Below are 10,919 nucleotides of genomic sequence, written 5' to 3' on the forward strand. Positions count from 1 at the left end.
CAACAAGACAAATACATTTCTTATAGCGGTTATACTTTCCACATATTCATCACTGTAACGGATAAGTATAAGGGTGAATAATGAGAATACATAACCCAGTAATATAATGTATAAGACATGGGTTTTTGTGAAAATGGCAATTAGTGAGCCAACCATGGCTGGTGCAACAAAGCTAATAAGGTTATCCGTCATGCTTGTCCAGGCATTAAAAGTCTTAATACGTTTTTGAATAACCACATTTCGTATCATAGACTGAAAAAGCGGATGGTGAAATGCGCCAACAGAAGACACGAGAAAGACGAGAAGCAACAGAAGACCGAGGTTGGCATGGGTGAAGTGTAGCTGTGAAAGCATGAGCACCAAGAGAATACTCGTGCTTTCCAATATTATCATGAGCTTTTTTCTGTCATATAAATCACTGATCACGCCAGCAAAAGGCGTTACCAACACAAAAGGTAGAAAGCTTATCGCATATAGGTTAGTGATACTAACATAGCTGATTTTGTGATATCTAGCACGATAAGTGGCATTAAAAACGCCACCGTCCAGGTCGCTGTTGATGAACATATGTAGGAGAGGATTAACTTTCTCATCTGGTGAGTTCCTGTACGCTACCACAAACGCTACAGTGCTCATTTTTCTGCCATTCTTCCAGCGTATCTATGCTCATGCGGTCAAAGCAAAATGCTTTCAATTTATTAGATAAGGCAGAGGGCTGAAATCCAGTCAATAGCTTAACGGCTTCACTGACAACATAACCTGCCGCCACAGCTACCATGGGAACGAAAGCTGGAGCTGGTGCATGGTAATCGATGTCAGCACTTTTTCCTTCTTCAATTACAGCAGCGGCAAGCTTATTAATATGAATTTCGTACATTCCATATCTATCATCATAAAACCCTAAGTGCGCCAAGTATAATTTCATTCTATCTCCTTCATATAAATTCCTGATATGTTTGAGTAATAAAATTTATCGCATTGTTATAGTGTTTTCTAGTCAATTCTAGTTTTAATTTACCAGAAACATGATAGGAGTTTGACTCTATTGTTTGAGTATTATGACCCTGCTTTAGCACCTTAACTATTTCTGACACCCTAGGCTTTATTAAATCCAAGATTTTGTGCTAACTTTTAAAACCCTTGCAGTATCTCGTATACCACTACCATTGCTACACATATCAATAATTCTTTCTTTTGTCTTGGGCAGCCGACCTAGTGCTTTATATTCAAGTTGAAAGTATTTGCTATAATCTAGGCAACGGTATCTTTGCGCACCATTTGGACTAGATTTCAATTGATTCTTACCTGCTTTAACCGTTTTTATTGAGTTGCAATTTCTGCAACGTACATCAATTTTTGCCATTTTGATTTGAGAGTATCAAAACAAATATGCTAGATTACAACAATACCCTTGATGAGTTGTAGTCATTTAGCTTGTGTTTTAGTCATCGGTAATTGCTCCATGTTTGATGTACACGAGCATATTTTGACACTTAGAAACTTGGAATGTTAGATGGGGTTATTGGAGCGGTTACAATAAAACCATTCTAAAAGTTTGTAACTGCTAGATTTTTCTCAGCAAAATATGTAAAATCAACACACATTCTTCAGGGCGGGGTGAAACTCCCCACCGGTGGTGTTTTGTATTTATCCCCATCGCAAAATAGTTTGTGATGTTATAGACTATATTTAGATACAAAGAGCCCACGAGCGCTTTTCCTAATGGAGAAGGTTAGCAGATTTGGTAAGAAGCCAAAGCCGACGGTTAAAGTCCGGATGAAAGAAGAAATAAGCAATGTTAACAAATACAAATTATGTGGTTTTTTATAAAAACGCTATAAAAAGCTGCTTGAGATATTGTATTCGTATTGAAGTGTTTAGATAAGACTTTATCAACACCAACAACTATTGTTTTTAGCATGATTCTTTTTCTCTTTGCCCTGAATTAAATGAATAACATAAAAAGGGCATATTATTAAGTGTTTCAAGCAGATCAGTTTTATATGCAACAAGCCTTAATGTTGGCTAAGCGTGGTCGTTTAAGCGTATCACCTAACCCAATGGTTGGTTGTGTCATAGTGAAAAATGGATGTATTATTGGTGAAGGCTGGCATGAGTATGCAGGTGGTAACCATGCTGAGCTCAATGCGTTAATAGCAGCTGGAGAAAAGGCAAAAGGAAGTTGTGTTTATGTCACACTTGAGCCATGTTGTCATGTGGGACGTACCGGTGCGTGTACGGAAGCACTTATTAAAGCGGAAGTTAAAAAGGTTGTTATTGCCTCTATTGATCCTAATCAGTTAGTAGCAGGTAAAGGCATTAATCACTTACAGCAAGTAGGGATTGAAGTTATAGTAGGCTTGTTGCAACAAGAGGCAGCTAGGCTGAATAAAATCTTTTTTTACTATCATCAAACAAAGCTTCCTTATGTTATAACCAAATGGGGAATGTCATTAGATGGTGAGCTCCAGGTAAAAGCGGGTGATGTTAAACAAATTACCAATAAAGCTTCACAAAAAATGGTACATAATCTACGCAATCAATTAGATGCAATTATGGTTGGTCACAATACCGTAGTTGATGATGACCCAAGACTGACTGTTCGTATGAGTGATAGCAAAATCATTAAACATCCCTTACGTGTTGTTATTTCAAAAAGTGCTGATTTACCAATAGATGCTCATGTATTTAATACTGCTATAGTTCCTACTATTTTGTTTACCAGTCAATATGCTAATCCACAAGCCCTTGAAGCATTGAAAAGCAAAAACGTGGAATGCATTGTAATGCCTTTGAATTCTCAACAAAAAATAGATTTAAAGCAAGTTCTTAAAGTTTTGGCAGATAAAGGTATAACAAGCCTATTGGTAGAGGGTGGTAGAACTTTGCTTAACAACTTTTTTAGCGAGGGTTTAGTCAATGAGGTTCACAGCTTTATTGCACCAGTCATTATTAACGGCTGTAATAAGAAACAAACTCTAGACATAAGTGAGCAAAATTTTATTGCAAGTGATTATTATTGCAAAGGAGAGATAAGGTAATATGTTTAGTGGAATTGTACAAGAGGTTGCAACAGTGGTATCCATTGGTGGTAAAGATGTAATTTCAATTGAGGTTAGTTTCAAACGCGCGAATGAATGTAAAATAGGCGATAGCATTGCTATTAATGGTGTTTGCTTGACTGTTGTAAATATCAATCTAAATTATGGCAATGTTAAATTTGAGGTTGTCCCTGAAACGTTGCGTAAAACGAATTTAGGTATGCTTAAGGTGGATGATTCAGTTAATTTAGAGTTGTCATTGCGGTTAAGTGATTTTGTTGGAGGGCATATGGTACAAGGTCATGTCGATGGTGTAGGTGTGATTAAAAGTATCACTCACGAGGGAGATGCCTGGCTTGTAGCCATAAGTGCTCCTGAAGTCATTTTACAATATCTTGTGAGCAAAGGCTTTGTAACGATTGATGGGATGAGCATTACTATTATCGAAGTCAGCAAAGATCATTTCATTGTGACTTTTATTCCGCATACGATTAAAGTGACGGTTGTTAAAAACTATAAAGTAGGGACCAATGTCAATTTAGAAGCTGATCCAATTGGCAAACATATTCATCATTATATGGAGAAAATTCGTGACATTCGAGCAAATTAAACAGCAAGTTGAAACGGCGATTAAGGCTTTAAAAGCAGGCAAAAGCATTATCGTTTTGGATAATGAAGATCGTGAAAATGAAGGTGATTTAATCTTTCCTGGTCAGCTTGCCAGTAGCGAAAATGTGAATCTTATGCTACAGCACGCCAGTGGTATTGTGTGCCTTGCTATGTCAAAAGCACATGCTAAGCGTTTACAATTAACACCTATGGTGCCAGTAGATTTAAATACCAGTCAATATACAACACCTTTTACGATTTCAATCGAAGCTAAAGAGGGTGTCACAACGGGTGTATCAGCGGCAGATCGTGCACATACGATTAAGGTTGCGTCTAATCCGAACGTTACCTCAGATGAAATCAGTCGCCCAGGACATATCTTCCCCTTGGTGGCCAATGATTATGGTGTGTTGGGGCGTCAAGGACACACTGAGGCAAGTGTTGATTTAGTTAAAATGGCAGGCTTTTATCCTGTGGCAGTGTTGTGTGAGCTTATGAACAAAGATGGCACAATGATGAAAGGAGAGCAAATAGAGCGTTTTGCCTTTGAACATGAGTTGCCTATTTTAAGTATTAAAGCACTTCGTTTGTATCGACTTGCAAGTGAGAAAATTATTCAAAAAGCCGTGAGTACCATAATTCCATTTAAAGATTATGGTGAACTTGAGATGGCGGTTTTTGTTGACCCTGTGACAAATAGTGAAGTCAAAATTTTGAGTAAAAATATCTTTGAAAATCCATTAGTGCGTATTCATTCATCCTGTGTTACAGGGGATTTATTTGGTTCGCTTAAGTGTGATTGCCAATCACAGTTGCATCATGCCTTAATGGAAATTTCAAAGGAAGGTGGAATTTTAATTTATCTTGATCAAGAAGGTCGTGATATAGGCTTAATTAACAAGCTTAAAGCATATGAACTACAACGTGCCAAAAAGCTTGATACGGTGGAAGCTAATAAAGCATTGAGCCTACCTGTGGATAATCGTAGATATGATTTAGCGGTACAAGTATTGAAACATTATAATATTCAAGTATGTCGTTTGATATCGAATAATCCTGACAAAGTTGAGGCTCTTAAAGCTGCTGGCATTAACGTTCAGGCGTTGGTGTCACAATCTGTTGTGCATGAACATAATAAACACTATTTACAAACCAAAAAACAACAATTTAAACACACGATTAAAGGAGTATGACATGCCAAAAATTGCAATTGTAGTGAGTGAATTTAACGCACTTATTACCGATAAGTTATTAGAAGGGGCATTGGAAGAGGCAAAGAAGCAAGGGATTAAAACGCCTAAAGTTTATAAAGTGCCAGGTGCAGTTGAATTGCCTTTTGCCGCAAAGCAGTTAGCCAAAACTAAAAAGTATGATGCTATTGTGCTTTTAGGCTGTGTTATTCGTGGTCAAACGGACCATTATGATTATGTATGTATGCAAGTTTCACAAGGCACACAAGATGTAATGATGAGCTATGATTTACCGGTTATTTTTGGAGTGTTGACTACACATAATAAGGAGCAAGCTTTAGCACGCGTTGGCGGTGAAAAAGGTCACAAAGGGCATTATGCTTTACAGGCAGCTCTTGATATGATTGCACTTAAAAAGGAGATTGCAGGACATTGATTTGTAGCAAGTAGGCTGTATTTGAAAAGATAAACTGTAGAGGTATTTGCTATTCAAATTGAAGCATTGTTTTTATTTCCATAATACGTTTTTCCCATAGTGGATGCATTTTAGGTCTTTGATGTTTGCTTTTACGTAACAAATCTTCTTGCAAGAGAGTTTCAAGGTTAATCAGTTCTTTAAGAAGCTCGTCAGCATCCTTAAATACAGGATTGTAAGTATTTTGAACGTTTTCCTCGCACGCACCCTGATTTATGCCTACCTCTAGGTGATCATAAGCCTTGTCGATATCAAGAAATTCTATTATTTGATTACTATCAAATACCCATGCTTTGTTGCAAGTTGATGAAACAAGGTTTCTGTCATGAGATGCTAGAAAAAAGCCCCCTTTGTAGGCATTTAGCGCAGTAATTAACTCTGTGCTACCGTAAATATCCAGATGATTTGTTGGCTCGTCAAGTAATAGGAAATGAGTTTGCGATAGCTGTAAACAACAAAACATAAGCCGCGCCTTCTCGCCACCACTTAAAACAGCAACTTTTTTGTCTAAATCAGCATGTAAAAATCCTGATTTAATTAACAGCTTGTTTATATCGCTGTCTAGAGTTCTTCTATCATGATTGTGCTCGTCCAAAAACTTGTGTATTGAACTTAACAAAGACTTATCCGTGTCAAGGGAATTTAGTTGCTGATCATAATATCCCAAAACCATTTTTGGATGACACTGTATCAAAGCACCTGCCTTAATTGATCGGTAATTATTCCATATCTCATTTAAAAAACTTGATTTGCCAACCCCATTAGCACCCAAAATCGCTATTTTTTCCGTTGCCTCTAAAATAAAAGGCGCAACATTAAGCAAAAACCTCTTGTCTGTATGCAAACTAAATCCGTTGCTTTGAATTATTTGGTTACAGCATAGACGCATGCCACTTAAGAAAATATTCCAGGGAATTTCTGTATTTGGTCTCTCTAATGTCGATTTCTTCTTGTTTATCATCTTTTGCATTGATTTTGCTTTCCTTGAGAGTCCTTTACTGTGAAAATCTCTACCCCAAATGGCTAATTGCTTTGAACTATTTTCTAGCCTCTCAATTTTGGTAAATTCATCATGAAATCTTTTATCCAATGACTTATCCAATTCATTAAGCTCACGCAGTGCGTTGCTTGCAGGTAAATCAAATTTATACATAACACCATTTCTCAATATCCAAGTGTATTCTGTAACCTCATCTAACAGCCTTAAATCATGAGAAACAAGTAAATAAGCACCATTCCAGTTCTTTAGAAATGCTCTGATCCATAGAATGGATTTAATGTCAACGTGATTTGTTGGTTCGTCAAGTAGGAGCAAATTGGGTGAATTTAACAATGCGCGCGCAAATTTTATTTTATATTTGTTCACCGCCACTTAATTCTTTCATTAGTGTTGCCATGGAGACGTTTTTAACTTCCAATTTTTCTAACAGCTTAAGATAATCCCACTCGCTACTTACATAACTGTTACTGAGGGACAAATAAGCAAGTACGCTTAGCTTAGAGTCTTCTGTTGATATTGATTGACTCACATGCCCAATAACGCACTCATGAGAGACAGTGATTTCTTTGTTATTCAAGATATTATTTATCAAGGTGCTCTTTCCGCAGCCATTATAACCAATAAGCCCTATTTTCTCTTTGTAGGATAAAGAGAAGTTTATATTTTTTAATATGATTTCAAGATTACTTTTTATGGATAAATCCTTGGCAGCAACTAAAGTTGTCATATTTTTCAAGCTAGGTTTGGAAATTCTTATTATTTTTGTTGGAAAATAGAAAAAAAGCAACAAAATACTTGATGTTTGACACGGTAAATTCATATAATCTGAAAGCCTTTTTAGATGATGCAATCCTAGAGCTTCCTTTCTTAACACAGAGATTACACATGGAATTTCAATGACACAATCTTATGGAAAAACAATTAATTGGAGATGTACAGGTTTTAAAGTTTTCAGTACTCTCCCAGACTCAAAATCGAGAAAAAAATGAAAATATAGCTTCGGGAGTAGAGAATGCTTTATAGGGAACTGTTATCAAGAGTGAGGCTATTTAAAAATCAATCATATGTCTTTTTTGCACTGAGTGGAATTGCCGCAACGATTGGCAATGGATTGGTGTATATTACAACCTCCTGGTACGCATATGAGTATTTTCAGTCAATTAGCGGTGTGTCATTGTTGATGTTTTGTATTTGGGCGCCCAGCATTATTTTTGGTCCTTTCTTTGGGGTGTGTGCTGATAGATACAATAGAAAAATGATATTGGTGCTCTCCAATGTTGTAAGAGGGGTTGCTATTTGTCTTTTCGTACTACTGGAACTTCTAAATTGGCACAATAATATATTTGTTTTGGCCATCGTATTAGGCGTTTTTGTCTCATTCTATATGCCTGCGGCTATTCCTATGATTACTCAGATTGTTAAAGAAGAAGACTTACCTAAGGCAAATGCCACGGTTGATATGCTTTATGAAGTAGGTACGATCATTGGAATGGGGCTTAGCGGTGTTTTCATTTATGCTTTTGGGAGTGTTTGGACTTTGTTTGTTGGTGGGATCTTATTTATAGTATCGGGGTATTTTAATGTACTGATGAGGTACCAACACGATAAAAAAGAGGTGCTCAATAGGCAAAGCACTTCTTTCATACGAGAGTATATCGAGTCAATCAAATACATTTTTAACAAAAAAGGCGTAGTGTCTGTCTATCTTGTCCAAACGTTTGTTATGGTATTACTGATGACCATCCCTGTTTTGTTAGTTCCTTATGTGAATCAGGTATTGCATGCAAGTAGCCGAATTTTTGCTTTGTTTGAGATGGTTTATTCAATGGGTGTATTTATTGGTTGCTTTTTCACACCGATGCTATGTGAAAAGTTAAGGTTTAGAGTAACCGTAGCGTCACTGATGTTTGTCATGTTCCTTATGTTATTACTGATTGCCACTAACCTCAGTATGGTGATAAGCCTTATTTCCTATTTTGTTATTGGCTTTTGTTTATCCAGCTGGGCACTATCAATTGCTCAGGCGCAAATACACACGGATGTTGCATACCAGGGTAGGGCGCAATCAACTTTTAATAGCTTGTCAGGCATAGGCATTTTAATATTGTATTTGCTGGTCACTTTTGAAGGAAAAACGCTGCATACCCAAGCTTTATATTTTGCTGAAGCGATAATCGCTTTAGTAGGTAGTTTGATTGTTATCCTAGCAACGACGGAGCCTCAGAAAGTGGCAGAGCATAGCGCTGGGGGCAGATTAAAGTAGTTACAAAACATTTCAGGTTATGAGCTGTCAAGCCTTTTTAGATGGGACAGCCATGGCTATTTCAGGTAACAAAAACGATTGAACGCAAAGTAATCATGTGTATAATGCCTGGGTTGAAAGAGCATCCACCATAAGTAAGTTTAAGTTAGGCAAATAGAGTAATCAATAATGCAGCAGGTGATTGAAAGTCAAATAAAAACAAATTTAATGAATTTTTGTCAAAAAGATATGCGAGACTACTTTGCCAGTATCGGAGAGAAGTCATTTCACGCAAAGCAGGTGTTTAAATGGATACATCAAAAAGGCGTGACTTCTTTTGAGGAAATGAGTGATCTTAGTAAGGCTTTGCGGCAGAAACTCATTGAGCTTGCGGAAGTTGTTACTCCTAAAGTGGCACTTGACAAGCCATCGAACGATGGTACGCATAAATGGCTTATTGATGTCGGTGGTAACTTGGTTGAGACCGTTTACATTCCCGAGGATTCTCGTGGGACATTATGTGTATCTTCACAGGTGGGTTGTAGCTTAAACTGTAGTTTTTGCTCAACAGGTAAGCAAGGCTTTAATCGCAATTTGAGCGTTGCCGAAATCATTGGACAAGTATGGACAGCAGTGCGTACACTTTCAAAGCAGCATGGTGAGCATGATCGACAAATTACTAACGTCGTGATGATGGGGATGGGTGAACCCTTGATGAATTTCGATGCAGTAGTAAAAGCGATGGATATCATGATGGATGATCTGGCTTATGGGTTATCCAAACGTCGAGTTACCTTAAGCACATCAGGGGTCGTGCCGCGCATTTATGATTTATTGGAACAATCAGATGTATCCTTGGCCGTGTCTTTGCATGCACCTAATGATGCGCTTAGAAATGTATTAGTGCCTATTAATAAGAAATATAATATTGACCAGCTAATGGAGGCATGCAAATTATATGCGCAAAGAGGTCCACACAAGGAAATCACCTTTGAATATACGCTAATGGAACATGTCAATGATGAGCTAGCACATGCAAAAGAGCTAGTTACACTATTGAAGTCAAAACAGGTACCCGCTAAGATCAACCTTATCCCATTTAATCCTTATCCTGGCACGCCATACAAGAAACCAAGTAATAACCGCATCCATCGCTTTCAGCAATATTTAATGGAGGCGGGCTTTGTTACAACGATAAGAAAAACCAGAGGTGATGATATCGATGCCGCATGTGGTCAGTTGGCAGGTAAAGTGCAAGATAAAACAAATCGCCAGGCACGATATCAGCGTCAACTAAGTGAGGCATAATGTCTAAAATTAGGAGTTTCATAACCAATGTCGGTTTGCTGTTGTTAGTAATGGTGCTGACAAGTTGTGCAAGCAACACAAAGTCATTGTCAGGCGTTCCCGAGGAAGTTCAGGTAAATTATGAAAAAGCTGCTAAAATCAATGCTCAGCTAGCGGTGGTATATGCACAAAGACAGATGTTAGATCGAGCGAAGGAAAAACTACTAAAAGCAAAGTCACAAGATCGAAACGTTGCAACAATTTATTATGCCGAAGGTTTATATTACCAAAATTTAGGTATGCCAGATAAAGCGGAAGCATCTTATCAAAAAGCCTTACACATGGCGCCAAGTGATTTTCAAGCTTATAATTTTTACGCCCAATTTTTGTGTACGAATAAGCATCAATATGATCGTGCCAATGCGTTTTTCAAAGAGTCGATTTCGTTATCTAGTAACGTTAATTTAGCAGAAACTTTTACCTTGTATGGGCGTTGTTTGTTGGCACAAGAAAATTACAAGCTTGCACAAACTTTTTTTGAAAAAGCGATTGATCAAGGGTCATCAGGCAGCACCTTGGCATATTGGGAGTTAGCCCAACTTGAATATCAACAAAAAGAGTATCAAGATGCGCTTACAAGAATTAATCGTTACATTGAGCTTGCTGGAAAAACTCAAGAGAGTATTAGGCTGAAAATGGATATTCTGCAAGCATTAGGACAATATAATGAGGCTGCAAGTTTACGTTTGCAATTAAGCTCTAATCTGTACGAGTAGATGAAATAATGATTTTATCGATTACCAAACGCTTATTTCGGACAAAAAGACGTTTATGTGTTTATCATAATGAGATTGATCCTGGACGTAAAACTTTGTTTTTTATTCATGGAATTACCGGTAGTGGAATTAACTGGCAAGCTCAATTTCGTGAGCTTTCGGAAAAATATAATATTAGAGTTCTTTCCAAACCTCAATTAGTCAATTCAAAGTTGTAAATTCCCGTTATTAAATTAAATCGAAGTCCAAACCTTTTTCGTCTATTCCGATATTTGTCGGCAATAATTTTAAAACGTTTT

The 10,919-nt window shown here is 37.3% G+C and carries 13 protein-coding genes, 1 pseudogene and 1 riboswitch; of the genes and pseudogenes, 8 read left to right on the plus strand and 6 right to left on the minus strand.

Annotated elements, in window-relative coordinates:
• The 3 genes from M1V25_RS09685 to M1V25_RS09695 form a co-directional block, all read right to left on the minus strand.
• Positions 1-636: MFS transporter (locus M1V25_RS09685; RefSeq protein WP_498843147.1), on the minus strand; the 636-nt coding region annotated here is incomplete at its 3' end.
• On the minus strand, positions 590-925 hold the full coding sequence (locus M1V25_RS09690; RefSeq protein WP_498843148.1) for a hypothetical protein: 336 nt from the start codon (positions 923-925) through the stop codon (positions 590-592). The genes M1V25_RS09685 and M1V25_RS09690, both read right to left, overlap by 47 nt.
• 180 nt (positions 926-1,105) lie before the next feature.
• Positions 1,106-1,363, minus strand: coding sequence for an IS1-like element transposase (locus M1V25_RS09695; protein ID WP_498843149.1), 258 nt, complete (start codon positions 1,361-1,363; stop codon positions 1,106-1,108).
• A 236-nt stretch (positions 1,364-1,599) separates the two neighbouring features.
• Positions 1,600-1,792: riboswitch (FMN riboswitch) on the plus strand.
• A gap of 187 nt (positions 1,793-1,979) precedes the next feature.
• Here M1V25_RS09695 and ribD point away from each other — a divergent pair.
• From ribD to ribH, 4 genes are read left to right on the plus strand one after another with little or no spacing between them, the layout of a single operon-like run.
• Positions 1,980-3,041: a bifunctional diaminohydroxyphosphoribosylaminopyrimidine deaminase/5-amino-6-(5-phosphoribosylamino)uracil reductase RibD gene (gene ribD / locus M1V25_RS09700; protein ID WP_498843150.1), complete on the plus strand. Its 1,062-nt coding sequence runs from the start codon at positions 1,980-1,982 to the stop codon at positions 3,039-3,041.
• Between the two features lies 1 nt (position 3,042).
• Positions 3,043-3,651, plus strand: a complete 609-nt coding sequence (locus tag M1V25_RS09705; protein WP_498843151.1) for a riboflavin synthase — start codon at positions 3,043-3,045, stop codon at positions 3,649-3,651.
• Positions 3,632-4,843 (plus strand): 3,4-dihydroxy-2-butanone-4-phosphate synthase, encoded by a 1,212-nt coding sequence (ribB, locus tag M1V25_RS09710; RefSeq protein WP_116963846.1) that lies wholly within the window; start codon positions 3,632-3,634, stop codon positions 4,841-4,843. The genes M1V25_RS09705 and ribB overlap by 20 nt, the downstream gene beginning before the upstream one ends.
• A gap of 1 nt (position 4,844) precedes the next feature.
• Complete coding sequence (ribH, locus tag M1V25_RS09715) at positions 4,845-5,276, plus strand: 6,7-dimethyl-8-ribityllumazine synthase (protein ID WP_498843152.1); 432 nt, start codon at positions 4,845-4,847, stop codon at positions 5,274-5,276.
• Positions 5,277-5,325: 49 nt separating this feature from the next.
• On the opposite strand, the gene M1V25_RS09720 is transcribed toward ribH, so the two are convergent.
• Both M1V25_RS09720 and M1V25_RS09725 read right to left on the minus strand, forming a co-directional pair.
• The gene (locus M1V25_RS09720; protein WP_498843153.1) at positions 5,326-6,681 is read right to left on the minus strand and encodes an ATP-binding cassette domain-containing protein; all 1,356 of its coding nucleotides are present in this window, start codon (positions 6,679-6,681) and stop codon (positions 5,326-5,328) included.
• The gene (locus tag M1V25_RS09725) at positions 6,668-7,189 is read right to left on the minus strand and encodes an ATP-binding cassette domain-containing protein (protein ID WP_498843154.1); all 522 of its coding nucleotides are present in this window, start codon (positions 7,187-7,189) and stop codon (positions 6,668-6,670) included. The genes M1V25_RS09720 and M1V25_RS09725 overlap by 14 nt, the downstream gene beginning before the upstream one ends.
• Positions 7,190-7,327: 138 nt before the next feature.
• Between M1V25_RS09725 and M1V25_RS09730 the strand changes: the two genes are divergently transcribed.
• The 4 genes from M1V25_RS09730 (at position 7,328) to M1V25_RS09745 (ending at position 10,838) form a co-directional block, all read left to right on the plus strand.
• On the plus strand, positions 7,328-8,578 hold the full coding sequence (locus M1V25_RS09730; protein WP_498843155.1) for an MFS transporter: 1,251 nt from the start codon (positions 7,328-7,330) through the stop codon (positions 8,576-8,578).
• 168 nt (positions 8,579-8,746) lie between these two features.
• On the plus strand, positions 8,747-9,865 hold the full coding sequence (gene rlmN, locus M1V25_RS09735) for a dual-specificity RNA methyltransferase RlmN (RefSeq protein ID WP_498843156.1): 1,119 nt from the start codon (positions 8,747-8,749) through the stop codon (positions 9,863-9,865).
• Positions 9,865-10,620 (plus strand): tetratricopeptide repeat protein, encoded by a 756-nt coding sequence (locus M1V25_RS09740; protein ID WP_498843157.1) that lies wholly within the window; start codon positions 9,865-9,867, stop codon positions 10,618-10,620. The genes rlmN and M1V25_RS09740 overlap by 1 nt, the downstream gene beginning before the upstream one ends.
• Before the next feature lie 8 nt (positions 10,621-10,628).
• Positions 10,629-10,838, plus strand: coding sequence for an alpha/beta fold hydrolase (locus tag M1V25_RS09745; RefSeq protein WP_498843158.1), 210 nt, complete (start codon positions 10,629-10,631; stop codon positions 10,836-10,838).
• On the opposite strand, the pseudogene M1V25_RS09750 reads toward M1V25_RS09745, so the two are convergent.
• Positions 10,814-10,919, minus strand: a pseudogene (locus tag M1V25_RS09750) (IS5/IS1182 family transposase); the annotation flags it as partial. The gene M1V25_RS09745 and the pseudogene M1V25_RS09750 overlap by 25 nt on opposite strands.

The organism is Candidatus Nebulibacter yamunensis, from assembly GCF_024208055.1.
Classification (GTDB): Bacteria; Pseudomonadota; Gammaproteobacteria; order Francisellales; family Francisellaceae; genus Caedibacter; species Caedibacter lacustris.